Raw genomic sequence first — 14,601 nt, forward strand, 5'->3', positions numbered from 1 at the left:
GCAGCCTAAATGCGATATTCGGCTCCGCCGAATACGCAGATCAAGGCGACAAGTCCTTCGGACTTGCACCGGCGCGATTTTGCTGACGCAAAACGCTGATGCGACAATCCTTACGGATTGCACGGATACACAGACGCGACAAATCCTTCGGATTTGCACGGATAACGCGGGGTGGAGCAGCCCGGTAGCTCGTCAGGCTCATAACCTGAAGGCCGCAGGTTCAAATCCTGCCCCCGCAACCAAATCAAACTTGTAAATTCTGCCGTGCAAGTCGGCTAATAGAAAGCTCCTCGACATAACCGTCGAGGAGCTTTTTGCGTTTGACCTCCCTATCAAGTTCGCCGCCGTCAATTCGTGCAAGATAGTCATCTTGAAACTGCTTCCCCAAGGCGGTTACTGCGTCCATCGCGGCCATGACGCTGGTGATTGGTCTTGCACCTCCAGCGTCGCGGGTTGATGCTGAGGCGTCTTGCCGATCTCCACCTTCTGGATGAAATCACGGATGATCGGCATCAAGCGCTGCTTGGCGAACTCGTCGGCATTGCTGCGGGTTTTAAGCAACAGGGCATTCATGACGATCCCGATGCTCGCCGGATTGAACTTGTCCCGAAGACCGGCAAGGCGTTTCGCAACGTCGTCCTCGGCGACGTCAAATTCAGTCAGTTCGGCCGCAAGCTGCGTGCGGCGAACTTCGAGCTGGTGGAGTTCGTCGTCGAAGGCGGCGCGGCGCGGCCGGCCTTCATTGGCTCGATCGGAAATCTGCTGGATGAGGTTCTTTTGATCTCGGTCGAGCGGTTTGAGTTCCTGTTACGGTGTCGCCGTTCTGGACGGTTCGGCCTGCAGCTTGGCTGCCGCCTACTTGTGGAGACCTGGTCAAAGATCCCATGGAGAAGAATGGGGGAATCAGGCAGCTCAGGACAATGTCATCGAGATCCCGCCGCAGGTTTGTCTTGGAGTTCGCACAGCACTTGCCATCGAGTTCGTCGACTTCCCACCAATCTAGTCGCAATTCGCTAGCGACGCCGTTGCCGGAGGATCACTTCCTATTCATTGGTCCGCACATAGTTCAACTGCTTTTGAACTCCAAGAACCGGCTTCGTCAATGCGGCGGTACGAACTTTCGTAGGGGATTGTCCGAATGTCTGCGAAAAGGCTCGCGAGAAGTACGATGCATTCTCGAAGCCGACTTCAAGAGCAATTTCAATCAAAGACGCTTTGGTTTTGACGAGCAGTTGCTTTGCTCGTTCCATCCGCACCCGTCGATATACGAGAGCGGGAGAGCTTTTCGTTTCGCCCATGAAGAGACGCTCAAGTTGCCTTCTGGAGAGGCCAACCGATGCGGCGAGCTCGTGGATTGGTAACTTACCCTCGATATGCTGCTCCATCATGATCAGCACGGCTCTTATCCTGGGGTCCTTGCATTCGAGGGACAGGGGCTTGCGCGTTTGGATGGCAAGGGCCGTCCGCGCCCTTTCGATGTGGAGAACCTCAAGGGCATTTCGTTCTGCTTCCTTGCTGATGTGCCGCCGCACAATCGAAGCCGCCATGTCCGCGGCGCTGCTTCCTCCCGCGCACGAACCTCTGGTCCTGTCGAGATTGAATATTCGGTCAGACCGAACCTGATGGTCGGGGAAACGCTCGCGAAACGCATTGTAATGAAGCCAGCTTACACATGTGCGATGTCCCCTCATCAGGCCGATTTCAGCAAGTATGAATGAACCGGTGCAAACGCCGATCAACCGTACGTTTTGTGTAGCCGCCTTCTTCAGGAATGTTACCGTTTCCTGGTCGACGGACGATTGACTGTTGAGGAGACCACCAACCACCACGATATATTGGAACTGGCTGGGGTCTACGAAGTCCGACGTCGGTGCAACCTGGACTCCGCAACTGGATGTTATGAGATGCCGCGTGCTGCCGAGAACCTCCCAATCGGCGAGAACCCGACCCGATCTGTCGAATTCGTCGCTGGCAAGTCGGAGCGTGTCCACAAACAGCGCGAAGGCCGAAAGCGTGAAGGACCGCGCGAGAACGAAGCCTATCTTCAGTCGCTCAACGGAGTCTTTTGAATCCGAGAGTTTCATTTCAACTCCATCACATGTTTCGACCTATCTGATCTGGAACCCATGCGCCAATGGATCGCGGTCGTCCACGAATATCGTGTTATGGCCGATGACCCGTGCCCACCCGGCGACACTCGGCTTTATGCCTCTGAATGGACCAACGTCGATCTCCTCTTCGACGCGCCCTTCGAACACCGTCCCGATCAGGCTTTCCTGGCGAAAACACGCGCCGACCTTCAATCGGCCCTTGCCATGAAGCTGGGCCATCCGCGCCGACGTGCCCGTTCCACCCGGTGAACGATCTATCGCCTTGTCGCCGTAGAAGACGGCTCCACGGCCGTCCGCGTTGTTGCTCATCGGCCTGTCACACCAAAGCGCGTGATGCACGCCATGTATCCTGTTATCACCCGGATGCTGTGGGTCACAGACATCCGCCAAGGCGTCGCGTAGCCTGACGCTGAGGTCTACGATTTCGCCGGCCGACATGCCGTTCAGTCCTGCCCAGGCTTCCTGCGGTTCGACCACCGCATAATAGTTTCCGCCATAGGCGATGTCGACGACCAGGCGTCCAACACCCGGAACGTCCACCGCCACATCCGCGGCATGGAGGTAGCTCGGCACGTTGAACATACGTACCGACTCCACGAACTCGCCGGGCTTTTCGTACTCGATGTCGACCTTACCCGCCGGGGTCTCAATCGATAGTCTCCCCTCGACCTTCGGGGTGACGAGACCCTCTTCGATCGCAGCGGTTACCAGGCCAATGGTGCCAGCACCACACATTGGCAGGCATCCGCTGACTTCGATGAAGATGACGGCGAAGTCGCAGTCCTCGCGATAGGCCGGATAGATGATCGCGCCCGACATGATGTCGTGGCCGCGCGGTTCGAACATCAAAGCCTGGCGCACCCAGTCATGATCGCGGACGAACAGTTCGCGGCGCTCGACGATCGGGAGGTGCGGCAAGAGGGGACCGCCACCCGCGACGAGTCGGACCGGATTGCCGCACGTATGGGAATCGATGCAGAAGAAGCTGCGCCGCATGGTGGTTCCTTTCGGTCTTTTCAGTGACCAGGCGCCGGTGCCTGACGTCCTTGAAGCGCGCCGCGCGACAGCCTGTCGAGGAGTATTGCGACCGCCACGATGGCGAGCCCGGCGCGCAGGCCCAGCCCCATTTCCATTCGTGTCAGTCCGCGTGTGACCTCGGCACCCAGCCCGCCGGCTCCAACAAGCCCTGCGAGAACGACGATGGCCAACGAGAGGAGGATGCATTGGTTCAGTCCGACGAGCAGTGTCGGAGTGGCCGCCGGAATTTCGATCTTGAAGAGGATCGAGCGCGGCGAAGCGCCTGTTGCTTGTCCGAGCTCCAACAGGTCCTTTGGAACCTGGTTGAACGCCAAAGTTGTCAGACGCAGCATCGGCGGTATGCCATAGACGATCGTGGCGATAATCGCCGGGACCCTTCCGAGGCTAAAGATCATCACCGCCGGGATGAGATAAACCCACGGGGGAACAGTCTGCATGATGTCCAGCACGGGACGGATCGCCGCCTCGAACTTTCGATACCGGGATGCCAAGATGCCAAGGGGAAACGCGATCAGCACGGAAATGAATACTGATACGGTCACCAGCGCAAGCGTCTGCATCGAAGCTTCCCAGAGTCCGGCCAGGAAACAGAATGCCAGTGCAATCCCACTGGTGACCGCGACGCGGATACTCACGAAGATTGCAGCGAAGGCGACGATGACAATGATGACTGCATAGCAGGGCAGATAAAGCAGCGCAGATTCAATGCCGCCCAGTACCGCTTCGATCACCTTTGTCACGATGTCGAAGAAGGGATGGAAATTGGCGTTCAGCCAGTCGACGACAGGGGCGAGGTATGCCCCCGGAGAAAACCGAATGGATTCCAGGTTCATCATTTGCCTCCATTGGTGCGGCGTGCTGCACTTTGCGTCAGTCGATCGATCACCATGGTGAGGATCACAATTGCGATGGCGGCGTTGATCGAGGTGGCGATGTCGAGTGTCCTGACCGCACCATAGATTGTTTCGCCCAAGCCGCCGGAACCGACGATGCCAGCAATCACCACCATGCCGAAGGCCATCATCAGGCTCTGGTTGATCCCGGCCATCACGCTGGGGATCGCGAAGGGTAGCCTGATCTTGGCAAACATCTGCCATGGCGTCAGGCCGCTCGCCTGGCCGAGTTCGATGAACTCGTGCGGGGTCCTGCGAATGCCGAGAGATGTCAATCTGATCGCCGGAGGCATCGCGACAATGACAGTCGCCATCAGGGCAGTGGCAGGTCCGTACCCCATCAGCGCGATTGCCGGCAGAAGGTAAATGTACGGCGGCAGGGTCTGGATGAGATCGAGCACCGGTTCGACAATCCTGTCGAAAGTCTTGACGAACCCGGCCACGACGCCGAGCGGGATGCCAATGACAAGCGCCAGGACAGTGGCCGTAATGACCAGGGCCAGCGTGCTCATGGTCTCCGCCCACAGCCCCATTACCGCGCAGCCGATCAAAGCCAATCCGATCAGCAATCCAGCCGTGATGTTGATCAGGCGCCATCCCAATGCCGCAGCGATAATCGCGACCACATAAAACGGCGGGAGCTGCACCAGCCAGAGCACCCCCTCGTAGGTGCCTTCCAGCACCGCCCTGATGCTGTCGAACAGCCATGAGGCATTGTCACTGATCCAGTTGAGCGCATCGTCGATCTTTTCATCGAAGCTGTCCGTTATGACTGACGTGTCCATGACATTCCCCGATCTATGCCGCTGCTGGCACGTTGCCTGGATTTCCGGCGACGCCGCAGAGCAGGCCGCGCGTGGTGACGACACCGACGACCTTGCCGTCTTCGACGACGGCAACCGCATCCCGGTTGGACTGCATGGTCAAGTCGATGAGTTCACCGATGTCGGCCTCAGGTGTGGTGCGCAGCAACGAACCCACGTCGACATCAGGTTGACCGCTCGCGTATTCGGCGACAGTCATCATGACGGAGTGCGCCTTGACGAGGTGAATCCTGGAGATGCCCGCCACGAATTCCGCCACGTAGTCGTCAGCCGGCATCGTCACGATCTCCTCAGCGTTCCCCACCTGGACGATGACACCGTCCTTCATGATGGCGATGCGGTCACCGATCCGGATAGCTTCTTCGAGATCATGGGTAATGAACACGGCTGATTTTCCAAGCGACTTGGTGAGCTGCCGGAATTCGTCCTGGAGCTGGCGGCGGATCAAGGGATCAAGGGCGCTGAACGGCTCATCCATCAGGATGATCTCGGGATCGGCGGCGATGGCGCGTGCCAGACCGACGCGCTGCTGCATTCCGCCCGACAGTTCTGCCGGATATCGTCCGGTCCAGTCGGAGAGACCGACCTTATCCAATGCGGCACGGGCTGTCTTGTATCGCTCATCCTTCGGAACGCCTCGGACTTCGAGACCGAAGGCGGCGTTTTCCAGTACAGTGCGGTTTGGCAGAAGCGCGACACTCTGGAACACCATCCCAATGTTGCATGCACGGATGTCTCGCAGCTGGGCGGCGTTCAAGGACGAGATATCCCTGCCTTTGACGAGGATCTTGCCAAGGCTCGGTTCGATCAACCTGTTGAGAAGGCGGATGAGGGTCGACTTGCCGCTGCCGGACAGTCCCATGATGCAGAAAATTTCGCCGCGGCGGACCTGCAGGCTGGCGTCGGACACGCCCACCACGCAGTCAAAGTCCGTCAGCACCTGTTTCTTCGATAGGCCTTTTGCCTTCACCGCCTCGACGGCCGCGTTCGCGCGGGCTCCGAAAATTTTCCAGACGGACTGGCAGTCGATCAAAACATCGTTGGCATTGTTCATCTCAGTGTTCATAGCGTTCCCCGCGAACCAGTTTGATACCGGCGTTCTTTTCGTGGAAATTCGGGCCGGGCCGCTTCCTCAGCGGCTCGGCCGTCAGGCGTTACTCCGCCGCGATGTTTTCCCAACGCTTCAGGAGATCGGCATGGCTGTCGGTCCAGTCCTTGACCGCCTCGTCCATCGTCTTGCCGTAGTTGACCGCGCTGTTGATGGCGGTGATATCAGCAAGCGGGACGTACACGCTCGCAATGACCTCACGGGCGTGAGGATTTTCGGCCGAGAAGCCCTTTTGTCCAACCCAGTAGTAGCTCTGCGGCGGAGGGAAAACGCCCTTCGGGTCAGCCAGGAACTTCACGTCGTATTTCTGCATCATCCAGGACGGCTCCCAGATCGTCACGGCAATCCATTCCTTGCGGTCGGTTGCAGACTTGAGTGCGGCGGTCATGGCCGCGGTGCTGCCTTCGACGAGCTGGAGCTTGAGGTCATATTCCTTGACGGAATTGCTTGTGTCGCGCATCAGGCCCGAGCCCGGTTCGATGCCGACGATCTTGCCGCCGAACTTGTCGGCGTTGTCGTTCAACTGGTCCATCGAGTCGATGGTCACGTATTTGGGCACCGCGACGCCCTGGAACAGGCCGTGCGAAACCGGCGAGATTTTCTCGAGACGCTTCTTGTTCTTGTCCCAGTAATCCTGGGCGACGTAATCTGTTTGCGAGGCGAGGATTTGAACGTCGCCCTTGCTGAGGGCAGCGTATGCGATGCCCCACTCGGAGAACGGCACCACCTTCACGGTATAGCCGGAATCTTCGAGCACCTTCTTGGTGATACCGGTGATTGGGGTGAGATCTTCCCACGACATCGTACCGATGGTGATGGACTTCTCTTCCGCATGCGCAGACATCATGGTCATTCCGACCATTGCCGCAGCACATAGCGCTTTCCACAGAGTCTTCATTTTTCGCTCCTAGTTTTCGTTCCCATTATCGTTGAAGCCCAGCGCTTGGCTCAGTCTTCACATTGCGCGGCGAAGGTTCATCCTTCGCGGCCTGCACGCAATTCCTGCCAGCGGATCGCCGCGTTGACGCCAAGCCACGCAAAGGGCTCAGGCGGAAGCCTGGCCGGCTTCGGCTGATCCATGAACTTTTCGAGCTGTTCCGAATGGGTTCCAGTGGCGAGATCGGCGGCCATCACGCCAGCCAATGTGCTCTTCACTGTTCCCAGCCCATTCTCGCAGCACGCGGAGTAAAGGCCTTCCTCGACTTCGCCGAAGGCAGGCACGTGGTTCCGGCTGAGACACAGCCGCCCGGCCCAGCTGAACTCAAACGGCACGTCGACGAGGTTGGGAAACCGCGCGTCGAGAGAATGCCGTTGTTCTCGGGCGATCCCCGCGAGACGCTTGTCGCTCACCTGGACGTTTGTGTCGTAGGTGAAGCGCGTCCGGATGACGATCCGCGAACCCCGGTCTGTCGCGATCTTCCGCACCGTTGCGCCCATGGGATCGGCCGGGAGCAGCGCCCATGTCTCGCGTCCGGCCGCCTTATCGAACGGCGCGGTCATGGACGCGTAGGTGAAGATATGCATCAGGCGGCCGCGGAAATGCCCGAAGTCCTCAATGTGGCCGTTGACACCAACAATCACCTTCGGAGCGGTGACGCTGCCGCGATGCGATGTGGCAGTCCACTTGCCGTCTTTCCGTCCAAGCTTCAGAACAGGCGAGTCCTCGAAGATATGGATTTTCCGGCTCAGCCCCGCAGCAAGGCCACGGATGTAGTCCGCTGGCTGGATCATCACAGCGCCAGGCGTGTAAAGCCCGCCGAGGTAGTAGCTCGACCCGGTGATATCCTGCATTTCCCGGGCGTCGAGAAATTGGTGCTTTTCGCCAATTGTCTTGAGCGACTGACCGTAGTTGGCGTTGAGCTTGATCCCGCGCGCGGTGGCCGCAGCATTGATCTTGCCCGAAGGATCGAAGGTTCGCTTCGACATGCTGTACTCGGCGGCGGCGGCGGCGGCGAACGCGATCGCGAACCGATTCTGTGCGATCTCGAGGGTGGTCGAGGATTCGCTTGCCACCGAATATTCGCCCGACGAAAGGTTATGCGGGACGTCGATCATGTAGCCGGAATTCCGACCCGAGGTCCCCTTCGCAACTTCACCCGCCTCCAGCACGACGATTTTATCGCCGGGTCGCAATTGGCAGAGGCGGCGGGCAGCGGAGAGGCCTGCAAAGCCCGCACCGATGATCAGCCAGTCGGCAGACACGTCGCCGTCAAGTGACTGGGCGGGGACGCTCCGATTGCTGATCGCCTCCCAGCCCGAGGTCCCGGATAATGCCGGGAGCCGCTTGACGACATGCTCGTTCATCGAACCGTCTCGTCCACGGAGCGTTCAGACACATCAATCCAGATCGTCTTCAGCTCGGTGTACTGGTCGTGAGCGAAGATCGATTTGTCGCGACCACCGAATCCAGATTCCTTGTAGCCGCCGAACGGAGTAGTCGCGTCGCCTTCGCCGAAGCAGTTGACCGTGACGACGCCCGCCCGAATTTCGCGGGACAGTTTGATCGCCTTGCGCAGGCTTCCAGTGTAGACCGACGCAGTCAGGCCGTAGGGCGTGTCGTTGGCCAGGGCCACTGCCTCGGCCAAGGAATTGAAGGTGGTCACCGAAAGGATCGGACCAAAAATCTCTTCCTGAAACAGGCGGCTGGAAGGCGTGACACCGTCGACGACGGTGGGCTCGACGTAAACACCCTTCTGCGTCTCTCCACCATGGGCGACCGAGAGCTTCTCCTTTTTCACTTCGTCGAGATACGATGTGACCTTATCGAAATGCGCCTTGCTGACGAGCGCGCCGATCCGGTTTTCGGGATCGAGAGGATCGCCTGTCTTCCAGTCCCGCATGTATGCCCCAATGCGCTGGAGCAATTCGTCCTTGATGCTGGAATGGACGATGAGGCGGGACGTTGCCGAGCAGTTCTCGCCCATATTCCAGAATGCGCCTGTCACCACCTGTTCGGCGACCAGGTCCAGATCTTCGGCGTCTTCGAGGACGACCGCGGGGTTTTTCCCGCCGCATTCGAGGACGACGCGCTTGAGGTTGGAGTCGGCTGCATAGCGAAGGAAACGGCGGCCGGTCGGCGTGGAGCCTGTAAAGGTCACCATATCGACATCCATGTGCAGTCCGATCGGCTCGCCGACGCCCTTGCCGCTTCCGGGCACGACGTTGAAGACGCCTGAGGGAATGCCGGCGTCATGAGCGAGTTCCGCCACGCGCAGAGCGGTCAGGGTGGTCTCCTGGGCGGGCTTCACGACAATCGAGCACCCTGACGCCAGTGCCGGGCCGATCTTCCAGGCCAGCATCAGCAGCGGGAAGTTCCAGGGAAGAACCGCACCAACCACGCCGATGGGCTCACGAACGACCATGGTCAGCGCCTTGGAGCCGACCGGGGCCGTGTTGTCATAGAGCTTGTCGATAAGTTCGGCGTGCCAACGGATGGTGTGAATGGTGTCCGCCACGTCGACCGTCTGGCATTCGCGAACAGGCTTCCCGCTGTCGAGGCTCTCCATGACGGCAAGCTCGTGCCGATTTTCTTCAAGCAGCTTGGCAAACTTGAGCAGGACGCTTTTCCGCTCGCCGGGGGACTGGAGATGCCAGCGACCATCTTCGAAGGCTGCCTTGGCCTTGGCCACTGCGAAGTCGACGTCGGACGCATCGCATGCCGCAATCTCGGCAAGCACTTCACCCGTGGCCGGATTTGTTGTCGTGAAAGTCTTGCCGGAACTGGCCGGACGGAAGGAGCCGTCGACGAAAGCGTTGGTCGGAAGTTCGATGGTCTTTGCTATCGCCTTGTATTCGGCCGCTGTCAAAGGTTCATGCATTGTTTGCTCCCGACGTGATCTGGGCGACCGTGCGCTTCAAGGTGGTAACGACAGTTTGGAGGGATCGCTTTTCCTCTGAATTCAGAGGCCGGAGCGGCGCACGGACAGAGCCGGTCTTCAGGCCGATCAATTCGCAGCCATGTTTGATCGATTGGACGAACTTTCCGCATTCCAGGAAGTCCATCAGCGGTAGCATGGCCGACATGATCGCGCGGCCCTTGTCGAAATTCTTCTCGAGGACACATGCTTCGTAGAGCGCGACATGCTCGCGCGGCAGGAAGTTGGAGCCGGCACAGACCCAGCTCTTTGCGCCCCAGGCAAAGAATTCGAGAGCCTGGTCATCCCATCCGCAGGAGAGGCCGATATGCGGAAACTTCCGGGCGAGCAGGTGGACGTTGCCCATTTCGCCGGAGCTTTCCTTGATTGCCACCACGTTCCTGGATTTTCCCACGCGAGCGAAATATTCCTCGCGCATGACCACACCCATGCGAGCCGGATAGTTGTAGAGCATGATCGGCAGGTTGGCCGCGCGGTCGATCGTAAGCGCGTGAACGGCGTTCTCTTTTTCAGTCGGCAAGGCGTAAGGTGGCGACGATACCAGGATCGCGTCCGCGCCGATCGCCTTTGCCGCCTTGGCGTATTCGACGGAGTCTTCCGTCCGAGTCGCTCCTGTGCCGACGACGAGGGCGAGCCTCGTGCCGATCACGTCCCTTGCGAAAGCGGCCAGATCGAAGCGCTCCTGCGCGCTCTGGGCGTAATACTCACCGGTTGATCCGCCGATGATGATGCCGTGCACCCTGGCCTCTATGAGAGACTCCAGTACAGCGGCAAAAGCGTCGCGGTCTATCTGCCCGTCCGGGCCAAACGGCGTTACCGCCGGCGTGTAGATACCTTCGAACTTCAAGACGATTTCTCCATCGATGGGGTGGGCGTTTCGACCAGCGCGTCCGCTTTCATCCCTTGGGGCGCGATGAACATCTCCATGTTTTCGCGCGACAATTCCCAGTGCTCGAACACCAGATCGACAACTGTGTCTTCGTCGTGCAAGCCAATGGCCGAGATGAAGCCGTCATGGTGTTCGACTGCGGTCTGGAGCCGCTTGTGCATGTCATCGTTGCGCGGACGGAAGAAGGTGTGGCCGATGCGCGCGTGGTCGATCAGCAGCCTGCCGAGGCTCGGTTGAAGGTAGGCGTTTCCGGACATTTCGCCGATGATCTCGTGAAACCTGTTGTTCTCAAGCACCATGGAAAGGGCATCGCCCGATACACTCGCGCTGCGGAACCGCTCCTGCGTGTCCTTGAGTTCCGAAAGCTGACGCGACTTGAAGTTCTGGACCGCGAGCCTGCCGATAGCCGCGTAGATCATCGGAGCGACGAGGAAGAAGTGCCTCAGCGTCGAATGGTTCATCGGGATGACCCGAGCCCCCCTGTTCGTCCGGATATCGACGTAGCCTTCTCCCTCCAGGCGACGAAAGATTTCCCGGACCGGGGTACGCGACAGGCCGTATTTTTCACTCAGGCTCGCCTCGTCCAAATCTTCGTCCGGATCGAGTTCCATGGTCAGAATTTGACGTTTGAGATCGTCGTACAGATCACTTTTGCCGCTCTTCATCTGAAACCTCCGCAATTGAATTTCCGGTCTGCCCATAGGCCGCGCCTGGGCCGTTGGATGAGAAATTTGCACGGGTTCCATCGAGAGTCAATAATTGTATTTTCTGCGTATACAATGATTACACGGCAGAAATACAATTTGCTAAACGAACAGGACTTCTCGCGCTATGCGCCGAGGCTGCCGGACATGAAAATTGAATGGCTGACACGGCCGCTCGATTTGCGACCTGCGTTGTAGTTCAGTGGCTAAGTGTTTGTTGGATAGAGTTCATATCGAGGTTGGGTGGCCATCCGAACGACAATCATGGGCGCAGGACGGAGTCGTCTCACACGGGGCAAACCCATCAAAGCGCACAGCGAAAAAAGCGGTATTGACCGTCGGCAGTACGTTGCTCGTTTTTGAGGACGGCTGTTATCGCTGAAGCGCCTGCGTCAACCAGCCGGCTGTAAAGTCGGCAGTCGCGAACCGTTTGACGTCGACCGGCACTAGGATGTTATATCGGCCCTCTGCCTCAAACTCGGTGTCTCCGACCTTGACGAGACTACCGTCTGCCAGGCTCGTTTTGATGAGCGTATCCCACCCTAAAGCAGGGGGTGACGATTCCCTCCTCATGCTCAAATGACCTGTGCGGCACTTGCAAGTCGAAGCTCGCCAGCGGAACGATCAATCTAGGACATGCCGCTGACCGAAGACGCGCTCCATAATGCTCAGCACCTCCACTTGGCGAGAATTCTGACGATCAGCCCATCCACCGGCAGCGTCCCCGGCTGAGGGCACGGCGTTCTGCCGATCACCACGTCTGGACGAGCCGGCGCAGGGTCGGTGGAAGCGCCCGCTTCACATCTTCGTCGGAATCGTTTCGGGTCCGCAAGATCATCGGGCGGACAGGAATCTCGGCGCGATTGACATTGGCTCTGCCGCCAACCTCTCCCTCTGGTAGGTCAGCGTTGACGGGTATGGTCCTCTCAAGCGGTGCCAAGGCACGCGCGCAGATATGCTGGCATTGTGCGAGGTGTATCGCCGTTGTACCATGTAATAGTCACAGGTGCGCGACGTGCCCGGTGTATGACCGGAACCCAAGTCCGGCCGCGCATTTCAACCCGATGAATAAGTGGCCGCGGATCATGGAACTTATCGTCGCTCTTGGCCTGATCGTCTTCAAGGTCGCGTTTCTGATTGCGATCCTGCTGCTGTTGCCCTTGCCGCTAACCTGGCTGGAACGCAAGATCGCCGGGCACATCCAACAGCGCATGGGGCCGATGCGCGTGGGGTGGCACGGACTGCTGCAGCCGATGGCGGACGGGATCAAGCTCTTGACCAAAGAGGACCATATCCCGGCCGAGGCCGACCGTTTCCTGTTCAAACTGGCTCCAATCCTGGCGCTCGCGCCGCCCTTTGTGGTGTTCGTCGCGATCCCCTTCGGCGAAAGCACCTCGGTCCTCGGCGCCGAGATCACGCTCTACGCTTCCAACATGAACGTGGCGCTGCTTTTCGTCTTCGCGGTCATCGGGATCGAGGTCTACGGCGTCATTTTCGGCGGCTGGGCTGCCAACAGCAAATACGCCGTGCTGGGCAGCCTCAGAACCTGTGCGCAGATGATCAGCTATGAGATCCCGATGGGTTTCGCGGTCATCGGCGTGGTCATGCTGGCGCAATCCATGAGCCTGCTCGATATCGTGCGGGCGCAAGCCGATGTCTGGAACATCGTCTACCAGCCGGTCGGCTTCTTCGTGTTCTTCGTTGCAGGACTTGCCGAAGCGCAGCGCATTCCCTTCGACCTTTCGGAAGCGGAAGGCGATCTTGGGGCCGGCTTCCATACCGAATATAGCGGTATCCGCTTCGCGTTCTTCATGGTCAGTGAGTACGCCATCGTGTTGCTGGTGTCGGTCCTCGTGGTGATCCTGTTCTTCGGCGGCTGGAACGGCGTGCTGGTGCCCTTGCCACCGCTCCTCTGGTTTGTGCTCAAGGTCGCATTCTTCGTCTATGTGTTTATCTGGTTCCGTTTCACGTTCCCCCGCTACCGCTACGACCAACTGATGGCGATCGGATGGAAAGTCTTGCTTCCTCTGTCAATGGCGAACATAATTATTACCGGTATACTTTTAGGAGCCGTAGCGGCTCCGTAGCGAGGCGGCGATGTCGCACGCACAGGACAAAGCTGGAACATGGATTGGCTGGGTGTTCTTCGCCGATCTGGCGAACGGCTTGGCTCTAACCTTCGGTTACATGTTCTCCAAGCCCGTCACCATGCAGTATCCGGACAAGGAAAAATGGCTGCCCTACGGACGCTACCGCGGGCACCACTTCTTGAAACGCGATGACGAGGGCGAGATCAAATGCGTGGCCTGCGAACTCTGCGCGCGGATTTGTCCCTGCGACTGTATCGAAGTCGTCCCCTACGAGGATGAGAAGGGCAACCGCCACCCGGCAAAATTCGAAATCGACACTGCCCGGTGCCTGTTTTGCGGGTTGTGCGAGGACGCCTGCCCGGCGGACGCGATCGCGCTTGGCCAGCAGTACGAATTCTCGAGTTTTTCCTCAGCAGACCTGGTGATCGGACGCGACGATTTGCTCGCCAAGCCTGGCAAGGCGGCAACCGGCGGCGGCGTCGTTGCCGCGCGCCTGAATACGAAGAAGGACGTGCTCGTCGAAACGAAGGAGACGCAAGGCTACAACTGGTGGCGGAATATCCGCAGAACGTGAACCCGCGACAGCTGTCAGACCGAAGCGCTCGAACAGGAGGTTCAGATGTTTGTCGGCGAAATTATGAAGAACAAGGGTGTCGGTGTCATCACGGTCGCTCCCGATCAGACGATGGTGGAAGTCCTGAGGTTGTTTCGCAGCAACAATATCGGCTTCGTCGTCGTCAGCCAATCGGACGACGCATACCTGGGTACACTGTCGGAGCGGGATTGCTGCAACGCGGTGGCGGAATACGGGGCCGAGGCGGCGGCGATGCGGGTCGCGGATATCATGAACCGCAGTGTGGCGACCTGTTCGACACATGATTTGCTGCCCGTCGCGATGGGGATCATGACCAAGCGACGGACGCGTCATGTGCTGGTCATGGATGGGAACGACGTTGCCGGCGTGGTCAGTATCGGCGACGTGGTTAAACACAGGCTCGACGAAGCGCAGCGCACGGAGCAGGATCTGCAGGATTACATCTGCGGGACCAGGTATCACTGACGTTGCCAG

At 59.0% G+C, this 14,601-nt stretch carries 16 protein-coding genes and 1 tRNA gene; 6 read left to right on the forward strand and 11 right to left on the reverse strand.

What is annotated here, in order from left to right:
- The first annotated feature begins 165 nt into the window (after positions 1-165).
- A tRNA-Met gene (locus tag AC1D17_RS02500) sits at positions 166-242 on the forward strand.
- A gap of 2 nt (positions 243-244) precedes the next feature.
- Here the strand turns inward: AC1D17_RS02500 and AC1D17_RS02505 are convergent.
- Complete coding sequence (locus tag AC1D17_RS02505; RefSeq protein ID WP_477563864.1) at positions 245-415, reverse strand: hypothetical protein; 171 nt, start codon at positions 413-415, stop codon at positions 245-247.
- Between the two features lie 17 nt (positions 416-432).
- Between AC1D17_RS02505 and AC1D17_RS02510 the strand changes: the two genes are divergently transcribed.
- Positions 433-1,017, forward strand: a complete 585-nt coding sequence (locus AC1D17_RS02510) for a hypothetical protein (RefSeq protein WP_477563865.1) — start codon at positions 433-435, stop codon at positions 1,015-1,017.
- 26 nt (positions 1,018-1,043) lie between these two features.
- On the opposite strand, the gene AC1D17_RS02515 is transcribed toward AC1D17_RS02510, so the two are convergent.
- From AC1D17_RS02515 to AC1D17_RS02560, 10 genes are all read right to left on the reverse strand, one after another.
- Positions 1,044-2,084: a GlxA family transcriptional regulator gene (locus AC1D17_RS02515; protein ID WP_477563866.1), complete on the reverse strand. Its 1,041-nt coding sequence runs from the start codon at positions 2,082-2,084 to the stop codon at positions 1,044-1,046.
- Between the two features lie 24 nt (positions 2,085-2,108).
- Positions 2,109-3,107: a 4-hydroxyproline epimerase gene (locus tag AC1D17_RS02520; RefSeq protein WP_477563867.1), complete on the reverse strand. Its 999-nt coding sequence runs from the start codon at positions 3,105-3,107 to the stop codon at positions 2,109-2,111.
- A gap of 20 nt (positions 3,108-3,127) precedes the next feature.
- The gene (locus AC1D17_RS02525; protein ID WP_477563868.1) at positions 3,128-3,982 is read right to left on the reverse strand and encodes an ABC transporter permease; all 855 of its coding nucleotides are present in this window, start codon (positions 3,980-3,982) and stop codon (positions 3,128-3,130) included.
- Entirely contained in the window at positions 3,982-4,827 is an 846-nt protein-coding gene (locus AC1D17_RS02530) for an ABC transporter permease (RefSeq protein WP_477563869.1), read from the reverse strand. Before AC1D17_RS02530 ends, AC1D17_RS02525 begins: the two co-directional genes overlap by 1 nt.
- A gap of 13 nt (positions 4,828-4,840) precedes the next feature.
- Positions 4,841-5,932, reverse strand: coding sequence for a quaternary amine ABC transporter ATP-binding protein (locus AC1D17_RS02535; protein ID WP_477563870.1), 1,092 nt, complete (start codon positions 5,930-5,932; stop codon positions 4,841-4,843).
- Between the two features lie 88 nt (positions 5,933-6,020).
- On the reverse strand, positions 6,021-6,872 hold the full coding sequence (locus AC1D17_RS02540; RefSeq protein ID WP_477563871.1) for a glycine betaine ABC transporter substrate-binding protein: 852 nt from the start codon (positions 6,870-6,872) through the stop codon (positions 6,021-6,023).
- Positions 6,873-6,949: 77 nt separating this feature from the next.
- Positions 6,950-8,278 carry an NAD(P)/FAD-dependent oxidoreductase gene (locus AC1D17_RS02545; RefSeq protein ID WP_477563872.1) on the reverse strand — a complete coding sequence of 443 codons (1,329 nt, stop codon included), beginning with the start codon at positions 8,276-8,278 and terminating at the stop codon, positions 6,950-6,952.
- Positions 8,275-9,792, reverse strand: coding sequence for an aldehyde dehydrogenase (locus AC1D17_RS02550; RefSeq protein ID WP_477563873.1), 1,518 nt, complete (start codon positions 9,790-9,792; stop codon positions 8,275-8,277). The genes AC1D17_RS02545 and AC1D17_RS02550 overlap by 4 nt, the downstream gene beginning before the upstream one ends.
- Positions 9,785-10,696: a dihydrodipicolinate synthase family protein gene (locus AC1D17_RS02555; RefSeq protein WP_477563874.1), complete on the reverse strand. Its 912-nt coding sequence runs from the start codon at positions 10,694-10,696 to the stop codon at positions 9,785-9,787. Before AC1D17_RS02555 ends, AC1D17_RS02550 begins: the two co-directional genes overlap by 8 nt.
- The gene (locus tag AC1D17_RS02560) at positions 10,693-11,403 is read right to left on the reverse strand and encodes a GntR family transcriptional regulator (RefSeq protein ID WP_477563875.1); all 711 of its coding nucleotides are present in this window, start codon (positions 11,401-11,403) and stop codon (positions 10,693-10,695) included. The genes AC1D17_RS02555 and AC1D17_RS02560 overlap by 4 nt, the downstream gene beginning before the upstream one ends.
- Before the next feature lie 593 nt (positions 11,404-11,996).
- On the opposite strand from AC1D17_RS02560, the gene AC1D17_RS02565 reads away from it, so the two are divergent.
- The 4 genes from AC1D17_RS02565 (at position 11,997) to AC1D17_RS02580 (ending at position 14,592) form a co-directional block, all read left to right on the forward strand.
- Positions 11,997-12,107 (forward strand): 2Fe-2S iron-sulfur cluster-binding protein, encoded by a 111-nt coding sequence (locus tag AC1D17_RS02565; RefSeq protein ID WP_477563876.1) that lies wholly within the window; start codon positions 11,997-11,999, stop codon positions 12,105-12,107.
- Between the two features lie 420 nt (positions 12,108-12,527).
- Positions 12,528-13,529, forward strand: a complete 1,002-nt coding sequence (nuoH, locus tag AC1D17_RS02570) for an NADH-quinone oxidoreductase subunit NuoH (protein WP_477563877.1) — start codon at positions 12,528-12,530, stop codon at positions 13,527-13,529.
- 10 nt (positions 13,530-13,539) lie between these two features.
- Positions 13,540-14,106, forward strand: a complete 567-nt coding sequence (locus AC1D17_RS02575; RefSeq protein WP_477563878.1) for an NADH-quinone oxidoreductase subunit I — start codon at positions 13,540-13,542, stop codon at positions 14,104-14,106.
- Positions 14,107-14,151: 45 nt separating this feature from the next.
- Positions 14,152-14,592, forward strand: coding sequence for a CBS domain-containing protein (locus tag AC1D17_RS02580; protein WP_477563879.1), 441 nt, complete (start codon positions 14,152-14,154; stop codon positions 14,590-14,592).
- The last annotated feature ends 9 nt before the right edge of the window (positions 14,593-14,601 follow it).

This window comes from Pararhizobium sp. P1_E7, from assembly GCF_056405855.1.

Excerpts from the sequence above, each read along its gene's own strand:
- AC1D17_RS02505 (WP_477563864.1), bottom strand. The coding sequence starts at position 415 with ATGGCCGCGATGGACGCAGTAACCGCCTTGGGGAAGCAGTTTCAAGAT.
- AC1D17_RS02515 (WP_477563866.1), bottom strand. The coding sequence starts at position 2,084 with ATGAAACTCTCGGATTCAAAAGACTCCGTTGAGCGACTGAAGATAGGC.
- AC1D17_RS02520 (WP_477563867.1), bottom strand. The coding sequence starts at position 3,107 with ATGCGGCGCAGCTTCTTCTGCATCGATTCCCATACGTGCGGCAATCCG.
- AC1D17_RS02525 (WP_477563868.1), bottom strand. The coding sequence starts at position 3,982 with ATGAACCTGGAATCCATTCGGTTTTCTCCGGGGGCATACCTCGCCCCT.
- AC1D17_RS02530 (WP_477563869.1), bottom strand. The coding sequence starts at position 4,827 with ATGGACACGTCAGTCATAACGGACAGCTTCGATGAAAAGATCGACGAT.
- AC1D17_RS02535 (WP_477563870.1), bottom strand. The coding sequence starts at position 5,932 with ATGAACACTGAGATGAACAATGCCAACGATGTTTTGATCGACTGCCAG.
- AC1D17_RS02540 (WP_477563871.1), bottom strand. The coding sequence starts at position 6,872 with ATGAAGACTCTGTGGAAAGCGCTATGTGCTGCGGCAATGGTCGGAATG.
- AC1D17_RS02545 (WP_477563872.1), bottom strand. The coding sequence starts at position 8,278 with ATGAACGAGCATGTCGTCAAGCGGCTCCCGGCATTATCCGGGACCTCG.
- AC1D17_RS02550 (WP_477563873.1), bottom strand. The coding sequence starts at position 9,792 with ATGCATGAACCTTTGACAGCGGCCGAATACAAGGCGATAGCAAAGACC.
- AC1D17_RS02560 (WP_477563875.1), bottom strand. The coding sequence starts at position 11,403 with ATGAAGAGCGGCAAAAGTGATCTGTACGACGATCTCAAACGTCAAATT.
- nuoH (WP_477563877.1), top strand. The coding sequence starts at position 12,528 with ATGGAACTTATCGTCGCTCTTGGCCTGATCGTCTTCAAGGTCGCGTTT.
- AC1D17_RS02575 (WP_477563878.1), top strand. The coding sequence starts at position 13,540 with ATGTCGCACGCACAGGACAAAGCTGGAACATGGATTGGCTGGGTGTTC.
- AC1D17_RS02580 (WP_477563879.1), top strand. The coding sequence starts at position 14,152 with ATGTTTGTCGGCGAAATTATGAAGAACAAGGGTGTCGGTGTCATCACG.